The sequence below is a fragment of the Halomicronema hongdechloris C2206 genome (assembly GCF_002075285.3).
Lineage (GTDB): Bacteria > Cyanobacteriota > Cyanobacteriia > Phormidesmidales > Phormidesmidaceae > Halomicronema_B > Halomicronema_B hongdechloris.
This window is the reverse complement of the sequence record NZ_CP021983.2, coordinates 2,055,081-2,080,281: the sequence shown is the minus strand read 5'-3', so window position 1 is coordinate 2,080,281 and position 25,201 is coordinate 2,055,081. Positions and strand designations below refer to the sequence as shown.

Here is a 25,201-nt window from a genome sequence, read left to right as displayed (position 1 = left end):
TATGCCATTACCCTGTCCGTAACGCCCTATTCATGCAACAACGCCCCACTGCAATACCGACTGCTTCGAGATCTTTCTCAAACTCGTTGCAGAGCAATATCCCGACAGTCTCTTAATTATCCAACTCGACCAAGCGGGATGGCACAAGGCCAAGCGCCTACAGGTGCCCGACAACATCATCTTGATGTTTCAACCGGCGCATTCCCCGGAATGCAATCCCATTGAGCAAGTCTGGCAATACCTCAAAAAACGATTGCGCTGGTGCCGTCCTAAAACCTTGGATGAATTGCGGCAGGTGATCCGGGAGCAATTACTTGCGTTGTCGACGGGCACCATCGCCTCGATTACAGGGAGAGCTTCAATATTGGAGTCTCTATCTGTAGCCGGAATTTAGAGAATTGGTATTAAGGATCACCAAAAGTGGCCAAGAGCCCGAAGTTATGCAAATACGCAGATCTGAGCCGATTTAGTAACGCTCGTCAGCTAGCAGCCTATTGTGGCTTAACACCTCGAGACAAACAATCGGGTACGTCGGTGAAGAAACGTCCCTGTTTATCCAAAGTTGGTAATGCTCGGCTGCGCAAGGCATTGTTCATGCCTGCTGTCTGTGCAACACGCTACAACCCTGAACTCAAGGCCTTTTACGAGCGATTACTCAAACGTGGCAAAAGTAAAATGGCGGCGGTGGGTGCAGTGATGCGTAAACTCCTCCATATCGTCTATGGCGTGTTGAAACATCGAAGTCCCTTTGAGAGGACATTTGAAAACTCGGCTGAAAGCCCTGCAGGGTAAGCGTTTTAGAGCGTATGGCTCTGTTGGTCAGAATCCAGTCTGGAGCAAGGTTGCAGGGTACTTTCCAAATATCCTCTGAACTCAATTACGGACAGGCGAATGCAGGCGCAGCGTTATAGTGCTGGCAATTTGCTTGACAAGAAAACACAGCATCTGACAATAGTTGTGGTCATGTAGTTATGGATCTCCTTAAACTGAGGAAGAATCATGATCGGGCATGCTGCATTCGACGTTGCGAAGAAGAGGGAAGGCGTAGCCAGCAAAGCCCACAAGCAACATACAAATAGCGCAGAGTGCATAGAGGAGGGCAATGCCTGCACCTCTACCAGTTCCGAATAATCCTCCGAATATTGGGGCTAGACTACCAGATGGCATCATAGCCGGTTCAAAGACATAATCAGCAAGGGGGCCAGCGACTAAAAAGGCAACCGCCAGCGTCATTTTTCGAGCCATTTGATTAGCTGCAAAGACGCGTCCTTGCAGTTCTGGTTCAACTTTGCTTAACCAGATGGCTTGATCAGATCCTCCAATCACTGGGAAATTGAAGGAGGAACAGACTTGAGCTGGAATCCAAATAAATATGGTTCGGCTCAAGCCAAAGATAAACTTGCTAATTCCGACGCCAATCATGCCACTTAAGACACCATTAATTCGTCGCTTGTGACCCCCCCAAATACTCATGAATGAAGCTCCAATCACCCCGCCAATGCCTGCTGCTGAGGCTAAGGTTCCTAACACTACTGCATCATTGTCAGTTCGGGCCAGGATCAGCGGTGAATAGAGGGCATCACTTAAATCCATCGGTAAGTTAAACAAGGCAACCGCTGTTAACAAGGCAAAAAGGCTAGGATGTCCCTTCACATACCGGAATCCAAAATGCAACTCACTTATAATCGTCGCTTTTTGCAACTTTGGTAGCTGCGTCATAATTGGTTGAGGAATATGAACCCATATGACAGTCAGAATCGCCAGTGAAAAGGTGATGATATCGATGAGTACAATACCTGGAAAACCAATGATGTAATAGAGAGATCCTGCTAGAGCCGGGGCAACAACCAGCGCACCATAGAAAGACAGAAATTCCATGCTGCTGGCGCGAGTATAGTGTTGCTTGGGTACCAACATTGAAATGGAGGCTGAGTAAGCCAAGTGTTGGAATTGATAAAATGTCACTTCAACTAGTGAAACAACGTATATATGCCAAATTCGCAAGCTGTTGTCTAAGTAAAGCAGCAAGAGTATTAGGGTTGCTCCAATTGCAACTGTGTCACCTAACATCATCAATTGTTTGCGACTGTAGCGATCGACTACTAAGCCCGCGACTGGGGCAATCAATATTCCTGGAAGCAGACTGACAAATGCCATTAGGGTGAGCGTTGTGACTTGCCCAGTTTGTTCCCAAGCCCAAATTTTAATCGCAAAGTTGGTCATCCGACTGCCGTTCGCCGAGATAAATTGACCCAACCAAATAATGAAGAAGGTACGCATAATACTGCTTACTGCTTAAGAGTGTGAATAAAGAATTTGCAGCTGACAAAAATCTGGTTTCTCAAGGAGGATTTCAGCAGGAGTTACGCACTTTCCCCCTTGCCCCCCTTTGGTTCCCCCCAATTCTGGGGGGAAAGATAAATATGAGTTGGTTCCCCCCAACTTGTGGTTGGGTAGGGGGAGGCGAAATTCATTCAACTGCGTAAGTCCTGTTCAGTTTTCAGGTTTTGAATTTTGACAGGGTGGCAGTAACAGTTCAGGAAGCTGCTCCATAACGATTTCTTCAGAAATAGGACCCCGAACATTGCCACCCCAAAGTAAGTTGTCGACAAAGTACACACATCCGTTACGGTTGGCCTTCATGGTTTGTAGAATTGGGATTTGGTTCCATTGCTGTTTGAACTTATTTAATTCCGGATCGTGGGATCCATACTGCGAGCCTGAGACAATTACAATATCAGGACTAAACTGTGCCAACACTTCGACTGAAATTGTTTTGCCAGTTCCTCGTTTCACCCCTTCCGATCCAATTAATTCAAAGCCAATACGTTCCAACAGGGTTCCTGGCGTGTCTTTATTAAAGAGATGTATCGAGCCGCTCAAATTGTCAACTGTAGTGATCAATAACAATCGTGGATTAGTTGCCAATACCGACGCTAACTTGCGTTGAACGGCTGCCACCTGCTGTTCATGGACCGCGATGACTTGTTCTGCTTCTGATTCGCGATCGAGTGCTTTAGCAATGGGGTGGATGTCTTCTTGCCAGCCACCACCCTCGCCATAATCAACCAATACAGTAGGGGCAACTTTTGAGAACAAGTCATAACTCTGAAAGTGCCAACGTTCGCCCAAAATTAGATCTGGCTTAAGCAAAGTCAGTGTTTCCAGGGAGGGAGTTTGGCGCTCACCAAGATTCAATGGTTGCGTTGTGATGCGATCGCCTAAGTAGGGAATTTGTTCACTTGGGCGATCGAACTGTTGGCGCGTGCTTGAATAGTATTCGACATGTCCAACAGGCTGCACCCCCAGTGCCAGCATCATATCTAGTACATAAGGGCTGAGCGTAGCTACTCGTTGCGGCTGCCCGCAAACCTGTGTATCTCCGGCATCATGCTCAACGACCCGGCAGTCGGCTGTTGACTGTGTCGTAGTTGATGCTGAATTTTGAGATAATCTCTGATTGCAAGCTGAGCTCAGCAGTAGTAAGCTGATTGCACAAATTTTTTGGAATATCTCACGTTTACTTTGTTTCATCCGAAAATCAAATAGCGTTAAAATTCAATGGATACTGTCCCCAAAACGGTAAAAGGTATTCCAGGATTAATGCGTGTTCTGCGAGAAGCGGATTCGATATAGTCAATATCAAAGAGATTTTGGATGTTAATGCCAGCTCGCCAGTTATCTCGCTGGTAAAACACGCTGGCATCGGTACGGATATAGCTATCTACCTCAAAAGAGTTAGCCAAATCACCTGGACGTTCACCCACAAAAAATAACCCCAATCCAAAACCTAATCCTTGCAAATCTCCTCGCTGAAGTTCATAGGTCGTCCAAAGACTAGCGGCATTTTTAGGGACACCAAACAGGCTATTGCCTTCTGGGAAGGTATTGTCGTCTGTAATTTCGGCATCCGTGTAGGCATAGGAGGCAATGATATTCCAACCGGGCAGAATTTCACCTGCCACATCTAATTCAATCCCTTGACTGCGCTGCTCCCCAACGGCAATACTAAAGTTGGGATTATCTGGATCGGCAGTAGCAACATTAGTTCTAGTGAGATGGAAAGCGGCTAGATTGGCTGTCAGCCTGTCCTCAAAAAACTCGCCTCTAAGTCCAATCTCATACTGAGTGCCACGAGTAGGATCTAAGATAGAGCCATCGAAAGCTGTGCCAGTGTTGGGCGCAAACGATCGCGTGAAACTGGCATAGAGAGACAATGGTTCAATTGGTTGATAAACAACGCCAACTCGTGGAGAGAAGGCCTGATCATCTTGTTCTACACTACTCTCATTACCATTAAAGCTTCGGGTCTGTTCTCGATGATATAAGTCAAATCGTCCACCGATGAGGAGTTTTAAGTCAGGGCGAATCGTAACTTGATCTTGCAAATAGATTCCCAAGGTGTCTATAGTAGAGTCTCTGAGAGAAACATTCTGCAGTTCATCTCGCTCGGGACGAGGAACTTGGCCGTAAACTGGATCGAAAATATTAATGCTAGGCGCTGCTCCGAATCGAACGTCAGCGATATCTATAATGCGTTCCAGATCTATGCCAAATAAAAGTGTGTGAGCAATTGGTCCGGTTGTAAATTCGCCGACCAAGTTGGTGTAAAGAGCGTAACTACTTTGGTCATCTTCAACATCAACGAATATTCTACTGAGTTCTCCGGTCACTTCATCCACTGCCAGGTTTTGAACAGAATTATTGTTGCCGTTGAGAGTAGTATTAAATCGAAAAGCGTTACGGAGCCGCAGGTTGTCGTTAAACTGATGTTCTAATCGATATCCAGTACTGAGAATTTCTCGTCTTTCTTTATCATCTAGTTCGCCTAGAACGCGATCGAAAGGAATATCTGCCACCTCGTTACCAATCGCTACTACCCCTCGATCAAAAGGGCGTTCATCATACAAATACTCTAGCTCTATGGCGATGTCAGTATGATCGCTAATTTGCCAGGTGATTTCTGGTGCCACAAAGACATGATTGACATCTTGATCGAAATTACGAAAGCCATCTTCGCGCTCGTAAGCAGCGTTGAAACGGTAGAGTAGGCTTCTGTCTGAATTTAAGGGTCCTGTGAGATCGATGGTGGGCCGCACGAAGCCAAAGCTTCCCACTTGTAGTTGTGCTTCATAAGAGGGAGTAGCCAGCGGTCTTTCTGTTACCAAGTTGATGATACCGCCCGGTTCTAAATTGCCAAAGAGAATCGATGCCGGACCTTTAAGCACTTCTATCTGTTCTATATTGGCAGTATCTCTCAGTGCTTCAAAGTTTTCACGAAAACCGTCCCGATAAATGGTACCTGAACCGTCCGTTCCAACATTAAGTTGTTCAAACCCACGGATAATAAATGATGGAACTGTATTACCTGTTGTATTTCCCTGGATGACTCCACTAACATTGCGCAGTGCTTCGCGCAATCGAATCACTTGCTGATCCTCTAATACTTGCCGGGGGACAACTTGAATCGACTGAGGAATATCCCGAATCGGGGTGTCAGTCCGGGTGGCTGTGGTCGCCCGCTCAACCCGATACCCAGTGTCTTGCTCACCGGTTACTACAATTTCGATCGCATCATCGGCATCATCGACTTGGGCAATGCCTGGCACGACAGTCCAGACCAAATTGCCAGCTTCGGCATTCACGGTCGCTTCTGGTGGCGCATCGGTGCCCGTAATCGCTACCTGAATGCGATCCTGGCCCACAGCCGTCACTGACACCCGGGCAATGCCTGCAGCTGGGTCGGTTGCCTGAAACTCGTCTCCTTCCGGCAATGCCAGCACCGCATTGGGAATCTCTGCCACGAGGGCATTGCCTACGGTTTCTGTGGTCGGAACAGACAGATCTCCGTCAGCGGTCTCCAATATTACTTGCAAACCAGTCTCGCTGCTTTCAACCCGCACGCCGGTAATCTCGACGATCGCCGCTTCGATTTGGGCTAGCCACTCCCCTACTGTAGTCGCCGGGGATTCAATGTCATGCAGGTGCTGCGCCGTTGTGGCTTCTTCAGAAGCCACCGGCGAGGGTTGCATTTCGGCCCTGGCTCCTGCAGCAAAAACCATTGAGAAGATACCGGTGAGCCAAACAAGGCATTTTAGTTGATTCATCACTATTACTCCCACACCACTGGACAGAATTCCGACGTCGAACTGGATAGTACAGTAATTACATGGCAGGCTTGTTCCCACCTAGCTTTCCTAACTCACGCAACTCCAGATCGGAATAGCTCTCAAGAAGCGTATCAGAATATCTGACTATTTGGAATAGTTCTGATGAAAAATGCCTGGTTAACCAGGAGCGTTATCCTCCATGAGGGCTAACCAGAGGTTGCAGGATGATGAGGTGGAGCATTGAAAGCCAGCCACGCGGGATTGATCCCAAAACAGCGGCGAAAGACGACGGCGCAGATCAGTTAGCCACGGACAGCTTGAGGAATCTCGTTGCCGTGGAGCATATCGATTTCAGCATGAATAGCCATCAGCTGTGTTAATGAATCGCCGCCGCAATATATTGCGGACATGTGATATTTGCTACCTCAAGCGCGTCCGGACATGAATCTTAAAAGCAAAGAAAATTCCTTGCCAATTTGAGCGTCCTGGGTTACTGTAATTGGTGTCTCAGTTGAGAGTGTATGCCAATAAACTGATCATCTCTCTACCTTCCTAGCCCTGTAGAGGCGAATCATTGGCTAGGGCTTGTGGACAGGCTGTCTCCTTGACGATAGCATTAGCTTTTTAGACGCTGGGCTTGTGGTAGTCAGTCAAGTTTTAGTGTTGCTAGTCGAGTGTTGATCAGGAAAAATTCAAACTCAATTTTTTCTCGATAGATCGAAGCCATAAAGGGAATTTCAGGTCTCGTAGCCCCCGATATTGAAATCCCTTAGGTCTTCTGGGAGAGCTTCAATCATTTCTCATGTCGCGAGCCTGAATACTACTGCTGTAGCACTAACCGTGAGGTATATCAATGGCCACTATGGGCAAATATTGCAAAGCCTATCCTGTTAAGCGTTTGCGTGAGTTTAGTCAATGGACAGAGCGCAGCGACAATACTCGCAAGGAAACGAAAAAGATTGACGGTACAGAGGTAGAGGTCAATCGGCAACTCAGCGATGACGACATCTTCTACCTGCAGGAGAACTATGTTGTCACTGATGGCATCTTCAAGGATGAAAACATTATCTTCGACCAGATCACGCCGGAATGGCAAGAATTTTGCCGTACTGTGCTGGAATTTGAGATTCCAGACTACGCCTCCAGCACCGTCAATGAGACCGTCAATGAGCCCGTGGGCGCCAATGCCGCCCCCTAACTGAGCTGTTGATTATTTCAGGAAGTCAACCATGAATGAACTCGTCCAGCGTTTGTCCACCGGGGAGCACCCGGTCGAAGTCAGCTTACGACCAGAGAAGACCGCTGCCGCCTTGAAGGAGCGCATAGACCTGGGATACGTCCACATTAAGTTTACCAATACCCGGGGCGGCACTGAGTTAAGCGTCAAGCTGGATGGCGATGCCTGCGAGTTGGGTCAAGCCGATTTTGACCAACCCAACGGCACGGTTCACCTAGTCGGGGAGTTGATCTTGAACTACGTCAAGGTCCGCTGTGTGGCCGATATTGATTTGACGACGCTAGAGGGCACCGGGCATCTAGACCCCTTAGCCGAGCTATCTCCGGCCGATACCCTGGCAAAATAGCTGGCTCAGCGCCGACCCTATTCTGGAGGAAGACCCATGCATCGAGATGACCAGGAAGATACTACGATTTACAAGGTTGTCGTTAACCATGAAGAGCAGTATTCCATCTGGCCGGCTTATCGCGAGAACCCTCTGGGCTGGCGAGATGTGGGTAAGACTGGTCTCAAGCCCGAGTGTCTAGACTACATCAAAGAAGTCTGGACGGATATGCGGCCCCTGAGTTTACGAAAACAAATGGACCAGGTTGCCCAAAACCAAGCTTAGCCGCATACCCTGATACGTCCTATGCCGATGGCCGCCCCCAATTCCTGGATTACCTGTCCCTGTCCGAATCCCCAGGCTACCTTACGGCTATTCTGCTTTCCCTATGCTGGAGGAGGAGCCCTCACCTTTCGCGGCTGGGAAGCGCATCTGCCAGCCACCGTTGAGCTCTGCCCGATTGAGCTGCCGGGTCGGGGCATGCGGTTGCGGGAGCCCCCGTTTGACCGATTAGCCCCCTTAGCCGAGGCCATCGTTGAGGCACTACTGCCCTGCCTGGATAAGCCGTTTGCCTTTTTTGGCCATAGCATGGGAGCCTTGCTGAGCTTCGAAGTGGCCCGGCGGCTGCGTCGGCTCCAGCGGCAGCCGGGGCAGCTGTTTATCTCCGGGCGGCGGGCGCCCCAATGGCCCGATCCGGATCCCCCCATTCATGCCCTGCCAGAGGCCGAGTTTATCGCCGAGTTGCGGCGCTTGAATGGGACACCGGCGGCCGTCCTGGAGAATCGAGAGTTGATGCAGCTGCTGTTGCCCACCCTCAGGGCCGACTTCGCGGTGCTAGAGACCTATGGCTATGAGCCCGCGCCCCCGCTTAACTGTCCAATCGCGGCATTTGGGGGACTACAGGATCCAGATGTCACCTGTGAGATGTTGGAAGCCTGGCGGCAGCAGACCTGCTCAGGATTCTCGCTGCAGATGCTGCCTGGGGATCACTTTTTTCTCCATGCGGCACAACCCATGCTAGGGCAAGCCCTCCACCGAGCCTTGGCCTCATTGATTTCCCTGTGATCTGCTCTTGAGGAGGTGTCTCCGTGATGCCAGTAACTGTTGCCGCCGAGGAGGATTGGCAGCTACCCCCAAACCCATTGGTACTTGCCCCTGACCAGGTTCATCTCTGGCGCCTGTCCCTGGAGGTGGCACCGTCGACGGTGGAGGCACTCTATGAAGTTCTCTGCGAGGGGGAGCGGGCCCGGGCCGAGCGTTTTTACTTCGAGCGCGACCGCCAACACTTTATCGTGGCCCGGGGGCGGCTGCGGCAACTGCTGGGGTACTACCTGGGGCAAGCCGCCCCAGCGCTCGCCTTTCACTATGGTTCTAGGGGCAAGCCGGCGTTGGTCCCACGGCAGGGCGACCAGGAGCTCTGCTTTAACCTCTCCCATTCCCAGGGATTGGCCCTCTATGCGGTTGCCTGGGGACGTCGGGTGGGGGTAGATCTAGAGGCGATTCGCTCCGATATCACCTGCCAAGAGATAGTCGCGGGATATTTTTCTCCGCGAGAGCAGGCTATTTTCCGGCAAGTGCCTCCTTCTCAGCAAGCCCAGGTGTTTTTTCATGGCTGGACCCGTAAGGAGGCCTTTCTCAAGGCCATCGGACAGGGATTATCGGCCCCGCTGGACCAGGTGGAGGTGACCCTGGCCCCCCAGGCACTCCCTGCCCTGGTCAACGTACAATGGCAGCCGGCGATGTCTGAGCATTGGTCTCTCTATGAGGTCAACCCTGCCCCTGGGTATGCGGCTACCCTGGCGGTAGAGGGAAGCGATCGCATCTGCCGGCGCCACTGGTGTGGGATGGCCTTTAATTTTGATGCAGCGGCAGGGGCTGCGGGATTAACCCCGCCGCCGCAACGGCCGCACGGCAACGTTCTGGATCGGCGTCACCGGCATATACCCGACGACCAAGGCGATGGGCGATGGCCAGCATATCTGCCCGAGGGAGCCAGGGAAACAGCACCGACTCCTGAGGGTTTGAGAACATCTGCAACAGAGCCTCAACCATGCCCGCCTGCACGTCGGCCTCGGCCAAAATTGTCACGGTTCTGGCCTGATCGATGAGCCAGTCATGATCCCAGTCGTTGGAGGTGATGGCCAGGGCAAAGGCCACCTGAGGCACCCGTTGAGCAAACTGATCGGAGGCCGTATCGCCGCAAAACAGGACATGCTGACCACCGAGGCGATACCAGCCCGGTTGGATGGTGGCCAGCTCAGAGGCAGGTACCGATGGGGGTGAGGAGGTAGCTGCTGAGGGGGACTCACGGGAATCTGCCGACTTGGGAATGACCTTGACGATGCCAGTGGTCGACGGTTTCGATGGAGGCGCGGGCTGGGATGAAGACCGCGGTGAAGAGGATGAGGGTTTCCCCCTTAGGGTCTGGGCGAGCTCCTTGTGGGTTACTTTCTCCCCGGCCTTAGCCCGATTCAGGAAGTCATGGCGCACCTCAGGGGGAGTAGAGGGGGCGGCTAGCAAATAGAGCGCGGAGGTGGCAATATTGAGTTGTGCAAGATTTGCACGTTCTTGAAACGTCTCGTAAACATTAATAAAATTATAGGCCGTGCGCCGACTCCAGCCGAATTCTGCCTGCAGCCAGGAGTCGAATTGCCCATATTGAAGACAGGCCCGTACTTCTGCCAGTCGTTGTCCCACCTCCCAAATGTCTTGGGCTGAACGCTGTAGGCGCTCTTTGATTTCACCAGTGCACTGTCGGACAACCGACTGTTGCCCAGGCTCAAGACCGTCATAGTCGAAGCTCGTGACTACCTCAGCCTGTTTGACGATATCCTGTTTACTCATGCTGATTTAATGATGCTCAACCTAGCATACGTGCGACAGCCCCAGGGCCCTATTCAGATCGACACCCTCGCAGGTCATACCTGCTCTGGGATAACATATCAGGTTAACTCCCCATGATGGTGCGGTCAATAAGTTAACACTCCCATGACCTAATGGCCCCAGCCTGTTAATCGGGCTTAAAGAGTGCGGCTCTAAACGAACCAACTAACATGACGGTATCCAGCCAGCCATGCCTTAGCTCAAGTTTACTGGTTCTCAGCTGTGTCAAGTGTATCAAATCAACCGTCTCCCTAAAGCCCTGCTCAGAGAAAATCCTGAGACTGGCCCTCCCATAGCCAACCTGGGGCCTTCGATTCAAAACTGGCGAATGGGCACAATCTTGACGTTGTCAAGGCCCTGATAACCGGGTAAGTGCCGATAAATCGCTAGATTTCCAATTATATATCTGTTTACTCGCGAGCCTAGGATATTTTCCCAGCAGACTCCCTCCCATGGGCCAGACCACCCTTGACAGAATACAGCAGACAGATGAGAATTTTTCTCAATAGTTGGCTTCGGTATTCTCTATGAGGGGCCTGCCAAGTGTTTCCTAGTGCCATCGGGGACTTTTATGAACCATCGTCGACATGCGATCGCAGACTGTACCCAGCAGGCAACGCTCCCCCTAGAAATCGACCATCTGTTTATCTGCCTGCCAACGCCAGTCACCGCATCAGGCCTACAACAGCTTGGCCTCTGCAGCTCGACTCCACCCCTTGACCGAACCGAGCATGGCACCGCCGCTCGACTCATCCTTTTTGAGAATGTTTACTTAGAACTCATCTGGATCACCGATCCCATCTCGGCGGCGCACAGCGCCATCGAAACGGGCGTGGACCTGTTAGCTCGGGCCCATTGGCCCCAGACGAGGGCCTCTCCCTTTGGCCTCGGCTTGCGCTCCCGGCCCCCTCGTGGCAAGCCCCATCAGGGGACAGAGCCTGCCGCCTGCGGCTCTACGTTAGTCACAGAGGCATCTGTTTGCTTTTCAGCGGAAAACCGAGTCCATCAAGCAGAGCCCCTGTGCTTTTTAGTCCCGCAGCATATCACCCTGGCGGCCCTCTTAAACCTCAACTGCCCAACCCATCAACACCTCGTCTCCCATCCCCTTGGCATCCGACGATTAACTGACATCACCATTGCCACCCAAAATCCGCAGCTGGCCCCACGCATGCACGCCATCCTCTGCCAAGCAGGCGTTGAGATGAGCACTGCTACGACTCCCTTGGCCGTGCTCACCTTCGATGGTGGCCGACATGGCCAGCTTCTCGATGCTCGACCTACCCTTCCCCTGGTGCTTAAGTACTAGAGTCCTCGCTCTGCGATCGCAAAGTCCGTTAAAGACGGTCTATCCGCTAAATCTTGCCGACTCATCCAACCCGAGGATGACTTTGGCGGTCAGGTTCAAGTTGGGAAAGACAGCAGACGTGATGCGCTGATCGCCGCGCAGCAGTTGCCGGTCGTAACGCCCTTCCGAGTTCAAAATACAGACGGTTAACGTGGGTTGTTTAGGCCGACCAATGAAGAATTCGCCGCCGAGTCCTTGATAGTCGGCGATCCAGTATTCTGGAATGCCCAGCAGGGCGTAGTCTTCAAGTTTGCGGGCATAGTCGTTTTGCCAGTTGCTGCTAACGACCTCCGCCACAAATTTGATGCTGCTCCCGAGGGTAACAACGGGTTGGCTGGCCCACAGCGGCTCTTGAGGAAGGGCGGCGCGATCTAAGACGATCACATCGGGGCGAAACCCGGTCTGGTTTGCCAAGGGTTTGATTAAGCAGCGATGGGGGATAAAGTAATCGGCCCCTTGCTGCACGATGTCGTAATTGAGCCAGCGGGCAATCGCTGCTGCCACTTGCTCATGAGGCCCCGTCGGTTCCAAGTCAAACAGTTCTCCATCAATGAGTTCATAGCGGCTGTCATCGCCATATTGAGCGAGAAACGCCTCAAAACTTAGGGAAATCGGTTGGATGGGTCGATCGCTTGCGAGTGCCATTGTTGCTCTGGCTGCCCTGTGGGGTGTGATAGGCGAATGTTAGCTTTACTAGTCTATCGCGATCGCCGGATGCAGGGTGAGAGCCCATGGAAAGTCTGCTGAAGGGAGCCCGCTCCGACCGCTGCCGAGATCAAATCTCCTCCTGGTTTGTTGGCGAGGAGTTTATGCATCGTATGACTTATGCCACCAATAGGCTTCCTGTTCAAACATCCTTTGAAGTGACTCCAGCCCCAGCCCCTTGAACTAGCACAGGCGGATAATAGGACGTTGGCTTATCTCCTACCGTTGCTCCACCGTTGATCATGCCTTGCAGACCAGGTTCGAAGAAGGTGTAAGGAAAGTGGGTTTCAGGGCGGCTGACCTGATCCAACCGCTGCTGTAGCTCTGCCGGAATCTCGAAGTCCAGGGCAGCGAGGTTATCTTGCAGCTGGTGTAGCTTGGATGTACTCAAACTCGATGTTGCGTTCGGCTAAGGAATATTCCAGCTGTACGATGCTGATGGGTTCCCAGTAGCGCTCCTGGGCCAGGGTCTGGGCCTGGGCCACATACCAGGCGGGAGAGTCGGATAAGGCCACGTAGCGCACTTTGCCTGACCGCACTAGATCATCCAGGGTCCGCATGACTTCCTCGGCAGGCGTTACCTGATCCCAGGTATGAAGATGTAGACATCGATGTAGTCGGTGCCCAGGCGTTGCAATGACCCTTCCACGGCGCGGAGGATATTCTTGCGTCCATTGCCGCCCGCGTTGGGGTTGCCCGGTTCAGCGTTGTAGCTGAATTTGGTGGTGATGACGATGCGATCGCGAGTGCTGCTCTCCTTCACAAACCGTCCCAGCATGCGCTCACTGTTGCCATTGGTGTAGAGATCGGCGGTGCTGACACCCCACAGATATCTACTCAAGCGACGCATTGAAAAAGCCACTCATTTTCTCAACCAGGGAGACACCATTGCTCAAGTTGCTTACCTGTTTGGGTTTAGCGATCAATCCCACTTCACCCATGTGTTTAAGCAGATCAAAGGAATGACGCCAAAGCAGTTCATCAACAATCTTTGAGCGCTTAGATAGAGTTGCCAGGTCAACACCGAGGCTACTGTCCTGGTGTTGACAGTAAGCTGCTTTAGGCGAAAAACAGTCCGTATTCCCATAAAAGCAACCTCAGGGCCTATCATGGTGCCCTATCAGGACTCAAAAGTCAATGCGACACAATATTTATACACGGTTTGTCAAATCTCTCCCACAAAATTAAGATTGCTGTCTGCTTTTTTAATCAAACGATGAAACACTTACCCTACCCAATCTGGAGTCTAATCTGGAGTTGGCACGATAACCAAGAGTTACTTCTTACTTAATAGCAAATTAATGCGTTGAGATGTTTATTTAATGAGGGCGTGACAATCTAAGCCATGGCGTTTTGGAGAGGATAAATCCCCTAACGAATCCATGGAAAGTACGCTACTAGGTTTCGCATTTTTGCCCGCTGATACCTTTGCAGAAGGGCCTCCTGCCGGGGGGGATAACGGCAATATTGACGCGATCGCACGCGTTCAGCCCATCTCTGCCAACGGGCGCACTGGTCCCTTCCAGGGACAGCCTGTGCAGGGTTTCAGCGCCGTACAGTTTGCCCCCGGCAGCGAGGGCGACACCTTCTGGTTCCTCTCTGACAACGGTTTTGGCAATGAGGCCAACAGCAGCGACTATCTGCTGCGGCTATATCAGCTCGCGCCTAGCTTCAATGGCCAGGGCGGCGATAGCGGCGTTGGGTGCAGGGGTTTGTGCAACTTTCTGACCCCAATGGCTTCATTCCCTTCGACATTCAAAACGGCGACACTGCTGGGCACAACTTGACCGGCAGCGACTTCGAGAATCCCGGCTATGACTCCCTGGCCAATCCGGAGGCGATCGCGGAAATCAGCCGCTATGCAGACGGCCTCGGTCCTTGGAAGAACAACATCCTGCTGCGGGAGTCCCTGGATGAGCCGGTCGACGGCAACGGCGACGGCGTGGCCGAAATCACCTCCCGGCTCACCGGCGACGTTTTCCCGCTGGTTGACTTTGCCCACGCTGCCGGCCTGCAGGTGCATCCCTATACCCTGCGGGATGAGGAGCGCTTCCTCACCCTGAACCAGGACGGCACACCCCAGACCACGGGCGAGGAATTCCGCCAGTTGATCGAGCTGGGGGTAGATGGCTTCTTCACCGACTTCCCCGAAACCGGCCGGATCGTGGTGGAGCAGTTCGAAACCGCCGAGGAGTCTGCCAACCTGAGCGGCTCACGCGGCTATGAGGGCATGGCCTTCAGCCCCGATCGCCAAACCCTCTATCCCCTGCTGGAGGGCACCGTCTTCGGTGACCCCGAAGGCTCCCTGCGCCTCTATGAGTTCGACGTGGCCAGCAGCGAATTCACCGGACTGTTGGGTCGCTACCAGCTCGATGAGGCCAACCACGCGATCGGCGACTTCACCCCCATCAACGAGAACGAGTTCCTCGTGATTGAGCGAGATGGTCGCCAGGGGGAGGCCGCCCAGTTCAAGAAGATCTTCAAGGTGGATCTCTCTGAGACCAATACCGACGGTTTTATCGAGAAGACTGAAGTCGTTGACCTGCTGAACATCGCCGACCCCAATGACCTCAACGGCGACGGCGACTTCAGTTTCAGCTTCCCAAATGTTGACACCACAGTCCTGACGGAGACGACTTTCGTCACGGTCTAGTCGGTTGCCTCAACCAGGGTACTCTACGGCATGCTGCTAAATCTAAGCTGGGAAGGTGTTCAAGCAGCACTTTCCCAGTTTTTTGTTGAGCTGCAGGATGTGATCAATGGCCGGCATGGCAAACTATGCCTAAACGTATCTTCTCAGGACCGGCTTCAGTCTTAACACAGCAGCAACCATAGCCAGCAAAGAATCCAACACACCAGGCTTCTTCGGCTGCTTCCACCAAGTCATACCGCTATAGAGCCAGGATACTAGGCGCTGATTCTGCTTCTGGGTCATACGTATAAATTGCAGGGAAACTTGGATCTGATCATCTTGCACTCCCCAACGCAGCACCTTAGTTTTCACCGTGAAGTCCTCCTCCAAAAATTCGAGGTAAGCTGGCTGCTCAGGAGATACCTCTGACTGCAGCATAGGTGCCTTCAGGGTTAGCCTAGCTCCAGCCTCCGACAGATCATGGGTATATCCCACATAGATTTGATGACCGACAGTCAATCGACACAAAGTTCGTACCGGGAACCGATCAACAACTCGTCGCACCGGCTGATCAATGGCTGCTAACACCGCCACCGTCATCACTACCAAGTTATAGATCGACCAAAACACCAGAATTTCTTTTCCAGCATATTCATACTGCAGATAGGGCCACCGCCCTGTCAAATAACCACCGTAGTGGAACACCAAACCCACCACGGTTAGTAGAATCAGGACGATCAGTTGCCAAGTGAGATGTAAGTTATAGTTTTTGGTCTCTGCTTTGACGCCCTTGCGCGTTGCAGTTGAGGCCTTAGCAAATGGATTGCGCAAAATCAGTCCCAGGCGCGATAAGGCTGGGAAGCAAAAGGCAGTTTCGTATACTTCGTTCCAAAAGGCGGAGAGGCGATAGTTGTTTGCCCAGGTGAAACTGACATTATAGAGCAACAAAAATGGAATGACATAGTACATGTAATCTGGGGCGAGGGCCACTAGGGGAGAAGAGCCTAGGTATAAACTAATCAACGGAACTGTCAAGGAAATAAACCGCACCACTGGATTCAGGCAATACAGAATCAAGTTGATGTGATAGCTCTTCTGAATCCAGTTCAACCTTGACCAGATCGGCAAGTCATCGCCGCAGAAATAAACCTGGAGATTCCCCTGTAGCCATCGCAGACGTTGATCGATAAAGTCTGCAAAGGTGCGGGTAGATTCGCCCATGCTAAGGATTTCATTCAAGTAGATTAAATGTTGCCCCTGGGTCAGCATGCGGGTAGAAGTCTGGTAGTCTTCCACGCAACAGCGCGTGTAATACCCGCCAATGGCTTCTAAGGCCTGCCGCCGCACCACATAGGAGGTGCCACAGCAGATCACACTGTTGCCAGCATCGCGACCAGGTTGTACAAAGCCGAAGAAGTGCTCCATATCGTTGGGCAAGAAGCGATCAAGCCCCAGGTTATAGGCGTGGTAATCGGGATTATAAAAATGTTGCGGCGTTTGCACGAGATCGATCTTGCGATTCTGGAAAAAGCCGACGGTACGGGTCAGAAAGTGCCTAAAGGGCACGAAGTCAGCATCCATAATCGTGATCAGCTCGCCTTTCGTATGTGCAAGCGCATTGTTGAGATTCCCAGCCTTGGCATGGGTGTTGTCGAGACGCGTGATATATTTGCACCCTAATTCCTCAGCCATAGCCCGAATATGGGGGCGACGGGTATCATCCAGAACATAGACAGTCTTATTGGAATAGTCCATCTCCTGACAGCCAATCACCGTCCGCCGTACGATGAATTCTGGCTCCTTATAGGTGGGGATAAATACGTCCACTGACGGTAAATATTCTCCAGAGAGTACAGTCTGGGAATAGTAGTCCGCTTCCCGTCGTCGCCGTTTCTCATTGGTCCAGGTGGATTGAAGTAGATAAAGCAGATAGGATCCGATCCAGACAATCTCATTCAGGAAAAAGAGCAGGCTTAAACTCAAGCTAATCCAGTGAGAAAAGTTCAGCGTCGTCAACGAGCGCCAGACCAAATAGCGAACGGCCAGAAGAATCGTGACACTGCGCACTACCACACGGCTGGTGTTGCTGGGTTTGATCCAACGCAATAAGATGCCAAAGCCTAGAACAGCGCCAATTGGAAGCCACAATTTATCAATGTCTTGTGGAACCTCTAAAAAGCCAGTCAGTGGAGGCAAATTGGTGGGGTTAGCAATATCTAAGGGAACTAAAACCGGGCGCTGAGCCGTTAATAGTATTACCCCAAACCAAAGTAACAGGCTGCCAATAAATAGGTACCAAACCCAGGGAGCAATGTGATGATGCTGAGCGTTTACCTTTTTAGGAGTTTTAGGATTGGTCGAGGATGATTTCGATGACGATTGAGAAATTTTAGATGTTAACATGAAGTAAATAAAGCTTAGGTTTATGCGGTCTTAGTAGATTAGATAATCGAGCTACGGCTTGACTTAAGTCGCATACTGATGATTAAGTCGCATAAAACAGTTATCTAAACTGTCTGGTTCTGAACCTAATTTAGAGTTAAAAAAATATATCTCTAAGTCATCAAGTGGCCTCCATAAATCCGATTTCAAGTCGAATTCATCAGATTTCAAATATGACCTTGCCGGTATAACCGACATAGCAGAGTTGATCCTGACTATCCAGATTTTGATCTGGCTCAATATTGACTCGAATCTGAGCATTGCGTGGAGTATTTGCCGTAGTCGGCACAGCGACATCTTCTCCTGGTGATAGTCGCTCTAGCCCCGACCGAATTAAGCCAACACTGCCCTGTAATGTGACTGATTTGTCACCGTACAGTTCAATAGTGGCGGGGGTTCCAACTTGAAGTGATTTCAGGGTACGCTCATCCACGAAGGCATCCACCCAGCGACGGTTACAGTCCAGTAGTTGTCCTAATGATTCACCGCGCTGGACAAAGGTACCGGGTTGAATGGGCAAACTCCAGATTACCCCACCGGTAGAGGCTTCAATTTGGGTAAACTGTTTGCGCTCAGCATCTAACTTGGCCTGGGCAAGTTCTGCCTCAGTCGTGGCCACTGCCTCAGTTAGTGTTTGGACCAATTGCTGCTGATCTGAGATTTGTAATTGCAGTTCTTGAACCCTAATGCGAGGGTCGTAGTTACTGCGAGTTTGATTGATCACTAGCCCTAACGCTGCTGCTTGTCGATCAGCCTCTAGCCTATTCAGACGGTTTTTAAGGCTATCTACTTCTGCCTGGCGTTGCTCAACTTCTACTGTAGCGCTATCCAAACTTGCCACAGAGATTGCACCTGCAGTCTGCAATTGCACCGCCCGGTCATAATTGACTTGAGCAAGTTGGAGTTTGGCTTCTGCCCCTTTCAGCTCTGAAGCAACTTGATCAATGGATTCTTCGGCTTCAAGATTTTCAAGACGATACTGAGCCTGACTATCTGATTGAGCTCTTTGCAGTAGCTCAACTAACTGATCCAAACGAATCTGAGCTCGCTGTAGTTCTGTTTGGCCCTGGTTCAGGCGACCGGTAATTTCCTCAACTTGGAGTTCGCTAATTTGGTCATTCTTAAGTGTTAGCAGAGACTGCCCTGGTAAAGCCTCATCTCCGGTAGCAATAGATACCTGCGACACAACTCCCTCTTGGGGAGCTTTGATTTCAACAATGGCGCCGTTGATAACAGCATCGTGACTGACAACAGAGGTAAGACGAGTCTGCAGAAGCTGAAAAGCCCAGATAAGTAAGCCAATGCTGGCAATGGAGATCAGCCCATTAGAAGCGATTGAGCGGGCTGAAGGCTTCTTATCGACGAACGGTAACTTAATTTCCTGCATGAGTCATGTTACCTAGCTCAGCTTTAATGCCAGAAGAACTGTTCGTTTGCTCGTTAAGGGTAAGATAACAAGTTCCCTCAAAAACTCCGATGAACTTACCGTAAAATCCCCCGATGAATGTGTGATATAGATGTTAAGGCTTTAGATAGCGCCCAGATTATAAAATACGCCCTTCAGCCTAACAAACGAGCTACGTTTATTTATGGGCACCTCGAAAAATAGCCAGAGCGATCTCAGTATGAGATCATAAGGTCGGTTTTGTTGAAGCACGCAGGCCATGGGACAGCAGGGATTCTGGGATATCGAATGAGACGCCATTAGCTAAAGAAAACTGATTAATCGAGGTCCCCTTATGATGTGTAGAGAGAAATTAGAAGAGGTTGTCTTCTATTTATGATGTGTAGAGAGAAATTAGAAGAGGTTGTCTTCTGCTGAATTAGGTAAAAATCAGACGAGTATACACCATAGGTTGCGATAACCTGATTGCATTTCAATCGCCCGAGACAACGGAAGCTTCCACATTGATAGCCATGACGCCTTATTAATGCGATAGCGCTCAACCCGCTCATGCGGCCAGTCATCAAACAGCCTCACAGCCCCATCTACATCGCCCTGCCACAGCCGGGCGTCCACCGCATCCAGCCGACGCGTTGAGCCACCCACTTTGCCCAGGTTTTCGATGAGATGGCACCAGTCTAAAATCTCTAGACGCTCAGGGGGCGGGCCAATGTGTTGTGGAAGAAGGCACTGACGGCACATTGATGCAAGGTCACTGCCTTGTAGTCGCGCCACTGGCTCGGCTGTCCCGCTGGGGCCGTAGGTGAACGTTGCCCCCATCAATACTCATCTCCTTAATACCACAGTCAACGGGCGCTGGTTCGAAGGCTTGGCGATGCACCAGGCGCTGTTGCGTACTGCCTGAGACGCGCACGCCTGTGAGTACCTCGACATCATCTGCCGTTCGTTCGTACGACTCGTTCGCGCTCAGCAGCATGCAGCATTTCTCCAGATCAGGACTCCAGCGGGTATAGGCTTTGACCCCTAATCGCTGTCCCTGGGGCTCGCTCACAAGCCCGGTCCCGGGGTCTTCCCATGCCCTCATCGACGGCGAATGAGCCCTGACTGGGGCCATGGCTGATCCCCCAAGCGTCATGGTTTAGCCGCGTCATCCGAAGCGTCTTCCCGATCGACGGGAATCGGGTCCGGCGATGGGGCCAGCGTCAGCGTCAGCCCTTGCAGCTGGTCTTGCAGCCAGCCGTTGAAGAGTTCATCGAGTAATCGCTTGCGAGTCGCCTCATTGAGCTGGGCCGGCAAAAACTTCTCGTGGCGCACCACCACATACCACTCGCCGATTTTGGTGGGGGGCCAGAGCTGTCCCGGTTGGCTCAGAGACAGCATGCGGGCCAGGGTGGGATGGGGCACGCTCAGTTCCACCGGCCCCACCAGCCCCCCGGTCTGGGCTTCTTGCCCCTCTGAATAGGTGCGGGCCAGCTCTGCGAAGGATTCGCCGTCGTCTTGCAGGCGAAAATAGAGTTCTTGGGCCAGGCCGGCCTCTTGGCTGCGAATCAGGGAATAAATCACCCGGTCCAGCTGGCTTTTGCGCTGCAGGAAGTGGGATTCTAACTGGGCTCCCCAGGTTTGTTGTTTGTATTTTTCCAGTTGGTATTGCCGCTGGGCCAGTAGGGGCAGTTGCTCTAGGGATAGGCCCCGTTGCTGCACAAAGGCCTGTTGTCGTTCTTCACTGACTAGTTGATGGGCTTGGATGAACTGTTCCTGGGCGGCTTGCTTCTCGGCCTCACTCAAATCGACGGTGGCCACGGTCTGATCGATCACCCAGTCCTTCAGCAAGGCAGGTACTAGACCATAGCGGTAGAGTCGAGACACCAACTCCTTGAGGGGTAGGGGCTGATCGCCGATGCGTAGAATGGCTGTCTGATCCATCAACTCCACAGGACTCCTCACGTAAACCGCATTGACATCGCGTCCAGGGTTAGATCTGAAGGGGTGTACCAGGGGCAGGCGACCGATTACGAGCCGGGCTAGGGCCATGGTTTGCAGCGGTCGCTCCCTACACCTACCATAGAAGCGGCTCCTAGCCGTAGTCTATAAAAGCCCCTGCCCGGGGGCAGAGGCTTTGACAGCTGGCTGACGGTGTCGTTTAGACGACGAGGTCGGCTTCTGTCAGGCTGCTGACGCCGAGGACGGTAATCTTGCCGCCGCCGAAGGGTCGCAGATTCACCTGTAGGCTGTCTTCGCCCCGCTGCCTCATGAATTTATCGCCGCTGTTGATGACGCCATCGCCGTTGCTGTCGATGGCCCCGAAGCTGAGGTCGAGGGCAGAGATATCGATCTGATCGGGGCCAGATTGGAAGTCGACGATGAGGTCGTGGCCAAATCTACCCTCGAAGACAAAGCGGTCGGCTCCGGCCATAGATGGGGGGGCCCCTTCATCGAAGTCGCCACTGTCGCCGATGAGCCAGTCGCGGCCGCGGCCGCCGTTGATGATGTCGTCGCCGTTGCCACCGACAACCAGGTCTCGACCCCGACCGCCATCGAGGAGGTCGTCACCGTCGTTGCCGAAGACCCCGGCGAAGACTCGATCGTTGCCGTCTGCAGCGAAGATGCGATCGCGTCCTCCAAAGGCCTGGATCAGATCGGCCTTATCGGTGCCCACAATCACATCGCCCCGGCGGCTGCCGTCGATGGGGTTGAGCAGCTGTAGGCTGGCCAGTAGCGGATCGTGGTCGCTGGCCCGGCCGGTCACCTCGGCAAATTCAGAGTTGGTGTGGACGATGTCGAACTGGGCGCCAGCGGTCAGGTGATCGCTGACCAGGATGTGATCCAGCTGCTGGGAGTTGCCTTGGAAGATGAAGCTGTAGCGCTCATCGGCGGGTAGGGTATCCACCAGGTTGGTGAGGCTGCTGCCGAGGATGTCGTCTACGGGAGAGACAAACTCAAATTCGTTCAGGTCCCCTAGGGCCACCACGTTAGCCTCGGGGTTACTGGCCAAGAGACCATCCACGAAGTCCTTCACCGCCTCGGCTTGGGCGATGCGCTCATCCAGGGAGCCATTGACGGCCACCTCTTCCTGGCGGGCTTCAAAGGGCTGCTCGGTCCCCAGGATGGGAGCACTGCCGCCCTTGGAGGAGAAGTGGTTGTTCACCACCGTCACTTCCTGGCCCTGGAATTCGAAGCTGGCCACCAGCGGCAGGCGGGCATCGAAGAAGGCATCGCCGGGATTCTGACCGCCGATGGTTTGCACCGAGCCCTCGACCAGGTTGACGGCGTCGGGGTTATAGAGGAAGGCGGTGCGGATGTTGCCGCCGGGTTGACCGCCGCTGACCCCATCGGTGATGAAGGTGTTGTCGATGAACTCGTATTGGGGACCGCCGGCCGTTGCGATCGCATCCACCAGCGCCTGTAGAGTCTCAGAGGCGGAAACCGTACCATCGTCATCGGAGCCGCTGTTGTCTTGAATCTCTTGCAGCCCAATGATGTCCGGCGTCTTGAGGTTATTGACAATCTGCTCGGCGATGGCTTGGAAGCGACCATCGGCCACATCGGTATCGCCGTCGCTGTCATTGACGTCCAGGTTGAGCACGTTATAGCTGGCCATGGTCAGCTGGCCGGCCCCCTTCGTAATCTCAGTCACCTCCGGTTGCAACTCAGGGGCTGCCGGAGTGGCCGAGAAGGCCTCGGTGGGCTGAATCTGGAAGTTGCCGAAGTCGTAAGAAATCACCCCGGTGACATCCCCTAACTGGGCCCCCACATTGACATCGGGAAAGGTAAAGCCCGGCAGAATGTCATCATCGAAATCGATCTGAATCTTCTCCGGGTTGAAGTCATCCGGACTGATGTTGAGGGTGCCCCGCTCCGAGATGCCGGTGGCCCCCTGAATGCCTGGAGTAGTGGGGTCAAGATCGGCGACGGTAAAGATCTCGCCAAAGCGATTGGTGCCCGCTACCGCCGCCAGATTAGTCGCGGTGACCCGCATCCCTTCTAAGGACTCGAAGAAGTCGATGCCATCGCCAGTGGGGTCAAAGCTGGCAAAAGCATCGTCGTCGATGGTCTCGGTGGGCGGTACCCGGCCGCCGGCACCGATGATCTCAGCCGCTGGCAGGGCATTACCAGTGCTGAGGGTGACGATCTCAGGATTACCACTGATCTGGGTAGTCGACAGGTTGCGGGTAGCGACACCACCAGGGGTAAACTCAGACACCTTGCCCGTCACTGATAGCTCATCGCCCACAGTGACCCCAGGCGCCCCACCAGTGAAGACAAAGATGGCATCGGAGGTGGCAATATTGCCGTCGCCCTGGGGATCTTGGAGGAAGAAGCCATTAGACTCGAGTGCGGTGACGATGCCTGCAGTTACCACAGTTTCCCCCAGCAACGGCGAGGTATGTCCAGCCCCCTGAATATCGTAGATGGCGGCAGGGGTGGCTGGCGGTGGCACAAATTCATTAGTGGCACCGGGGGTGTCATTGCCGCCGACCGGATCGAAGGCCCCAATCTGGAAGGCCCCGGTGCCATCGGGATCCCGGAACACATGGCCCGGCACGAAGGAACCATCGGGACCCACTTGGGTGGCGCTATAGACCTGGTCACCGCTACCCACCGTTTCAATCAGGGCGACAGAATCCAGCAGGGCGCTCCAGGGCGTCAGATCCAGCACCCCATCATCGTCTGTATCTAGGTCATCATCGTCACTGCCAGTGAAACCTTGCACCAGCAGGTGGGTGACATTGTCACTGTTCTCGAAGCCTAAGGAGGTAGTCAGGTCGGCGCTGCCTAAAGTAAAGCTGCCCTCGGCTGCCAAAAAGAAGCCATTGGCATTCAGGGTCTGCCCGGACAAGTCTGTCACGTTCTCGATCACACCGCTACCGCCGCTGCCATCGCCAATCACCAAGTAGAAGAGACCATCCAGAGGGGCATTGGCATTGCCAAATAGCTCGAAGTACTCGTCGGTATCACTGCCGGGTTGGTCAATCCGCAGTTCATTGATGGCGACTTGCGGTGGGCCGCCCCCCGGGACATCGCTGAGGAAGGCAACATTGTCGACGAAGATATTTTCGCTACCAGCGTTGGTATCAACACTGATGGTTAGGGTCAGGGTCTCGCCTAAACCGCCGGTGATCAGAGACTCAAGATCAACCGTGAAGGGGGTCCAGTTGGCGGTGCCATCATCGGCAGAGGTATTGCCTTCTAGTTCCACCTCGCCAAAGTCAAACAAGGACACCTCAGTGGTGCCATCACTGAGCGCGGCGCTGAAGCTATCGCTGCTCTCATAGCCAGTGCTGTTAATCCAGTAGTCAAAGCTCAGACTGCGATTGCTAAAGCCACTGACGTCAACCGGTTCAAACACCAGGTCCAGGCGACCGTCACCATCGTTAAACTCGAAGTTCTGTTCGCTATTTTCGGCCACGGCTGTGCCATTGGCAGAGACATCGGGGGCATTGCTACCGGCGAAGCTATTGACGCCAATGAAGTCGCCGGACTCGCTCCCCGGAGAGTGGCCCCTCATTGCCACGGGTGTCGGTCCAGAAGGTTTGGAAGTCGAGGCCTGGACCACCTACATTGGAGGAGCTGGCATTGGTGAGCAGCGCGTCAATGCTGCCGCTGGGAAAACTATCGGTAGTAAACGTACCGCTACTGTCGAGGATGTTGAAATCTTGGGATGCAATGGTAACCACAGCATTACCTCGTGAATGGTCAGAAATCCGTAGTTCTACTGACCGAGCATCCCAGGTCAGCCTAAAGAGGCGGTAAAGTGAACATTAAGAGCCGATAGCTTCATCAAGCCTTCACACGGCAGTTGCCAGGATGATCTCCACAATGCCCTGCCTCGATTTACAGGATTACCGGGCTGAGGCCACGACAGCGTCTGTGCGGCGCAACTGTTAGAGGCCTGTGCCCTCTACCTAGGGCAATCGCGGACCTGGTTGCAGGACCTGGTTATCGGCGGCAAGACGGGCCCATTATCCGCCGGTTCCCGAGACAGCCCCCCCTGGCAGCTTACGGGCAGTGCCCCATGAGGACATCAATTTTATTACGCTGCTCTGTGAGGCGACGGCACCGGGGGGGACCACTCAGCACCCTGATTCGCGAGGCGCTCTTCCCACCGCAGCATCGTTG

21 protein-coding genes and 2 pseudogenes are annotated in these 25,201 nt (G+C 52.9%); 11 read left to right on the top strand and 12 right to left on the bottom strand.

Annotation, left to right across the window (positions count from 1 at the left end; genetic code table 11):
- The first annotated feature begins 28 nt into the window (after nucleotides 1-28).
- Together XM38_RS09455 and XM38_RS09450 are read left to right on the top strand one after the other, a co-directional pair.
- Nucleotides 29-394, top strand: a complete 366-nt coding sequence (locus tag XM38_RS09455) for a transposase (RefSeq protein WP_080813646.1) — start codon at nucleotides 29-31, stop codon at nucleotides 392-394.
- A 26-nt stretch (nucleotides 395-420) separates the two neighbouring features.
- Nucleotides 421-792 (top strand): transposase, encoded by a 372-nt coding sequence (locus tag XM38_RS09450; RefSeq protein ID WP_080813649.1) that lies wholly within the window; start codon nucleotides 421-423, stop codon nucleotides 790-792.
- A 189-nt stretch (nucleotides 793-981) separates the two neighbouring features.
- On the opposite strand, the gene XM38_RS09445 is transcribed toward XM38_RS09450, so the two are convergent.
- The 3 genes from XM38_RS09445 to XM38_RS09435 form a co-directional block, all read right to left on the bottom strand.
- Entirely contained in the window at nucleotides 982-2,280 is a 1,299-nt protein-coding gene (locus XM38_RS09445; RefSeq protein ID WP_080813651.1) for an MFS transporter, read from the bottom strand.
- Between the two features lie 213 nt (nucleotides 2,281-2,493).
- Nucleotides 2,494-3,534 (bottom strand): ABC transporter substrate-binding protein, encoded by a 1,041-nt coding sequence (locus XM38_RS09440; protein ID WP_080813653.1) that lies wholly within the window; start codon nucleotides 3,532-3,534, stop codon nucleotides 2,494-2,496.
- A 17-nt stretch (nucleotides 3,535-3,551) separates the two neighbouring features.
- On the bottom strand, nucleotides 3,552-6,107 hold the full coding sequence (locus tag XM38_RS09435; RefSeq protein WP_080813655.1) for a TonB-dependent receptor: 2,556 nt from the start codon (nucleotides 6,105-6,107) through the stop codon (nucleotides 3,552-3,554).
- 856 nt (nucleotides 6,108-6,963) lie between these two features.
- On the opposite strand from XM38_RS09435, the gene XM38_RS09430 reads away from it, so the two are divergent.
- The 5 genes and pseudogenes from XM38_RS09430 to XM38_RS28835 form a co-directional block, all read left to right on the top strand.
- Nucleotides 6,964-7,308, top strand: coding sequence for a hypothetical protein (locus tag XM38_RS09430; protein ID WP_080813656.1), 345 nt, complete (start codon nucleotides 6,964-6,966; stop codon nucleotides 7,306-7,308).
- 31 nt (nucleotides 7,309-7,339) lie between these two features.
- Nucleotides 7,340-7,693: an MbtH domain protein gene (locus tag XM38_RS09425; RefSeq protein ID WP_088429642.1), complete on the top strand. Its 354-nt coding sequence runs from the start codon at nucleotides 7,340-7,342 to the stop codon at nucleotides 7,691-7,693.
- A 36-nt stretch (nucleotides 7,694-7,729) separates the two neighbouring features.
- Nucleotides 7,730-7,957 carry an MbtH family protein gene (locus XM38_RS09420; RefSeq protein ID WP_080813660.1) on the top strand — a complete coding sequence of 76 codons (228 nt, stop codon included), beginning with the start codon at nucleotides 7,730-7,732 and terminating at the stop codon, nucleotides 7,955-7,957.
- 27 nt (nucleotides 7,958-7,984) lie between these two features.
- Nucleotides 7,985-8,737, top strand: coding sequence for a thioesterase II family protein (locus XM38_RS09415; RefSeq protein ID WP_225889266.1), 753 nt, complete (start codon nucleotides 7,985-7,987; stop codon nucleotides 8,735-8,737).
- A gap of 26 nt (nucleotides 8,738-8,763) precedes the next feature.
- Nucleotides 8,764-9,459 (top strand): annotated as a pseudogene (locus XM38_RS28835) (4'-phosphopantetheinyl transferase family protein); the annotation flags it as partial.
- 64 nt (nucleotides 9,460-9,523) lie between these two features.
- On the opposite strand, the gene XM38_RS26905 reads toward XM38_RS28835, so the two are convergent.
- Nucleotides 9,524-10,516 (bottom strand): DUF3102 domain-containing protein, encoded by a 993-nt coding sequence (locus XM38_RS26905; protein WP_088429636.1) that lies wholly within the window; start codon nucleotides 10,514-10,516, stop codon nucleotides 9,524-9,526.
- A gap of 610 nt (nucleotides 10,517-11,126) precedes the next feature.
- On the opposite strand from XM38_RS26905, the gene XM38_RS09400 reads away from it, so the two are divergent.
- Nucleotides 11,127-11,861, top strand: coding sequence for a hypothetical protein (locus XM38_RS09400; protein WP_080813667.1), 735 nt, complete (start codon nucleotides 11,127-11,129; stop codon nucleotides 11,859-11,861).
- Between the two features lie 39 nt (nucleotides 11,862-11,900).
- Here XM38_RS09400 and XM38_RS09395 read toward each other — a convergent pair whose 3' ends face one another.
- Together XM38_RS09395 and XM38_RS28830 are read right to left on the bottom strand one after the other, a co-directional pair.
- On the bottom strand, nucleotides 11,901-12,545 hold the full coding sequence (locus XM38_RS09395; RefSeq protein ID WP_080813669.1) for a Uma2 family endonuclease: 645 nt from the start codon (nucleotides 12,543-12,545) through the stop codon (nucleotides 11,901-11,903).
- Nucleotides 12,546-12,747: 202 nt separating this feature from the next.
- Nucleotides 12,748-13,425: pseudogene (locus tag XM38_RS28830) on the bottom strand (aldo/keto reductase); the annotation flags it as partial.
- Here XM38_RS28830 and XM38_RS09385 point away from each other — a divergent pair.
- The 3 genes from XM38_RS09385 (at nucleotide 13,418) to XM38_RS09380 (ending at nucleotide 15,258) form a co-directional block, all read left to right on the top strand.
- Nucleotides 13,418-13,600: a helix-turn-helix domain-containing protein gene (locus XM38_RS09385; protein ID WP_202978861.1), complete on the top strand. Its 183-nt coding sequence runs from the start codon at nucleotides 13,418-13,420 to the stop codon at nucleotides 13,598-13,600. The pseudogene XM38_RS28830 and the gene XM38_RS09385 overlap by 8 nt on opposite strands.
- Before the next feature lie 387 nt (nucleotides 13,601-13,987).
- Nucleotides 13,988-14,392 carry a hypothetical protein gene (locus tag XM38_RS26370; protein WP_202978860.1) on the top strand — a complete coding sequence of 135 codons (405 nt, stop codon included), beginning with the start codon at nucleotides 13,988-13,990 and terminating at the stop codon, nucleotides 14,390-14,392.
- Nucleotides 14,320-15,258, top strand: coding sequence for an esterase-like activity of phytase family protein (locus tag XM38_RS09380; RefSeq protein ID WP_225889265.1), 939 nt, complete (start codon nucleotides 14,320-14,322; stop codon nucleotides 15,256-15,258). Before XM38_RS26370 ends, XM38_RS09380 begins: the two co-directional genes overlap by 73 nt.
- A 129-nt stretch (nucleotides 15,259-15,387) precedes the next feature.
- Here the strand turns inward: XM38_RS09380 and XM38_RS09375 are convergent, their stop codons facing one another.
- The 6 genes from XM38_RS09375 to XM38_RS09350 all read right to left on the bottom strand — a co-directional run bounded on the left by XM38_RS09375 (nucleotide 15,388) and on the right by XM38_RS09350 (nucleotide 24,759).
- Nucleotides 15,388-17,640 carry a glycosyltransferase gene (locus XM38_RS09375; protein WP_088429634.1) on the bottom strand — a complete coding sequence of 751 codons (2,253 nt, stop codon included), beginning with the start codon at nucleotides 17,638-17,640 and terminating at the stop codon, nucleotides 15,388-15,390.
- Between the two features lie 199 nt (nucleotides 17,641-17,839).
- Nucleotides 17,840-19,066, bottom strand: a complete 1,227-nt coding sequence (locus tag XM38_RS09370; RefSeq protein WP_080813672.1) for an HlyD family secretion protein — start codon at nucleotides 19,064-19,066, stop codon at nucleotides 17,840-17,842.
- Nucleotides 19,067-19,835: 769 nt separating this feature from the next.
- On the bottom strand, nucleotides 19,836-20,135 hold the full coding sequence (locus XM38_RS09365; RefSeq protein WP_137455062.1) for a hypothetical protein: 300 nt from the start codon (nucleotides 20,133-20,135) through the stop codon (nucleotides 19,836-19,838).
- A gap of 80 nt (nucleotides 20,136-20,215) precedes the next feature.
- A complete protein-coding gene (locus tag XM38_RS09360) occupies nucleotides 20,216-21,115 on the bottom strand; it encodes a peptidylprolyl isomerase (RefSeq protein ID WP_225889262.1) in 900 nt (299 codons plus the stop codon).
- A gap of 109 nt (nucleotides 21,116-21,224) precedes the next feature.
- A complete protein-coding gene (locus tag XM38_RS09355) occupies nucleotides 21,225-24,590 on the bottom strand; it encodes an endonuclease/exonuclease/phosphatase family protein (RefSeq protein ID WP_088429630.1) in 3,366 nt (1,121 codons plus the stop codon).
- Nucleotides 24,538-24,759 (bottom strand): hypothetical protein, encoded by a 222-nt coding sequence (locus XM38_RS09350; RefSeq protein ID WP_137455061.1) that lies wholly within the window; start codon nucleotides 24,757-24,759, stop codon nucleotides 24,538-24,540. Before XM38_RS09350 ends, XM38_RS09355 begins: the two co-directional genes overlap by 53 nt.
- Between the last annotated feature and the right edge of the window lie 442 nt (nucleotides 24,760-25,201).

Excerpts from the sequence above, each read along its gene's own strand:
- XM38_RS09425 (WP_088429642.1), top strand. The coding sequence starts at position 7,340 with ATGAATGAACTCGTCCAGCGTTTGTCCACCGGGGAGCACCCGGTCGAA.
- XM38_RS09355 (WP_088429630.1), bottom strand. The coding sequence starts at position 24,590 with ATGAGGGGCCACTCTCCGGGGAGCGAGTCCGGCGACTTCATTGGCGTC.
- XM38_RS09430 (WP_080813656.1), top strand. The coding sequence starts at position 6,964 with ATGGCCACTATGGGCAAATATTGCAAAGCCTATCCTGTTAAGCGTTTG.
- XM38_RS26370 (WP_202978860.1), top strand. The coding sequence starts at position 13,988 with ATGGAAAGTACGCTACTAGGTTTCGCATTTTTGCCCGCTGATACCTTT.
- XM38_RS26905 (WP_088429636.1), bottom strand. The coding sequence starts at position 10,516 with ATGAGTAAACAGGATATCGTCAAACAGGCTGAGGTAGTCACGAGCTTC.
- XM38_RS09400 (WP_080813667.1), top strand. The coding sequence starts at position 11,127 with ATGAACCATCGTCGACATGCGATCGCAGACTGTACCCAGCAGGCAACG.
- XM38_RS09445 (WP_080813651.1), bottom strand. The coding sequence starts at position 2,280 with ATGCGTACCTTCTTCATTATTTGGTTGGGTCAATTTATCTCGGCGAAC.
- XM38_RS09440 (WP_080813653.1), bottom strand. The coding sequence starts at position 3,534 with ATGAAACAAAGTAAACGTGAGATATTCCAAAAAATTTGTGCAATCAGC.
- XM38_RS09370 (WP_080813672.1), bottom strand. The coding sequence starts at position 19,066 with ATGCAGGAAATTAAGTTACCGTTCGTCGATAAGAAGCCTTCAGCCCGC.
- XM38_RS09435 (WP_080813655.1), bottom strand. The coding sequence starts at position 6,107 with ATGAATCAACTAAAATGCCTTGTTTGGCTCACCGGTATCTTCTCAATG.
- XM38_RS09360 (WP_225889262.1), bottom strand. The coding sequence starts at position 21,115 with ATGGCCCTAGCCCGGCTCGTAATCGGTCGCCTGCCCCTGGTACACCCC.
- XM38_RS09375 (WP_088429634.1), bottom strand. The coding sequence starts at position 17,640 with ATGTTAACATCTAAAATTTCTCAATCGTCATCGAAATCATCCTCGACC.
- XM38_RS09420 (WP_080813660.1), top strand. The coding sequence starts at position 7,730 with ATGCATCGAGATGACCAGGAAGATACTACGATTTACAAGGTTGTCGTT.
- XM38_RS09395 (WP_080813669.1), bottom strand. The coding sequence starts at position 12,545 with ATGGCACTCGCAAGCGATCGACCCATCCAACCGATTTCCCTAAGTTTT.
- XM38_RS09415 (WP_225889266.1), top strand. The coding sequence starts at position 7,985 with ATGGCCGCCCCCAATTCCTGGATTACCTGTCCCTGTCCGAATCCCCAG.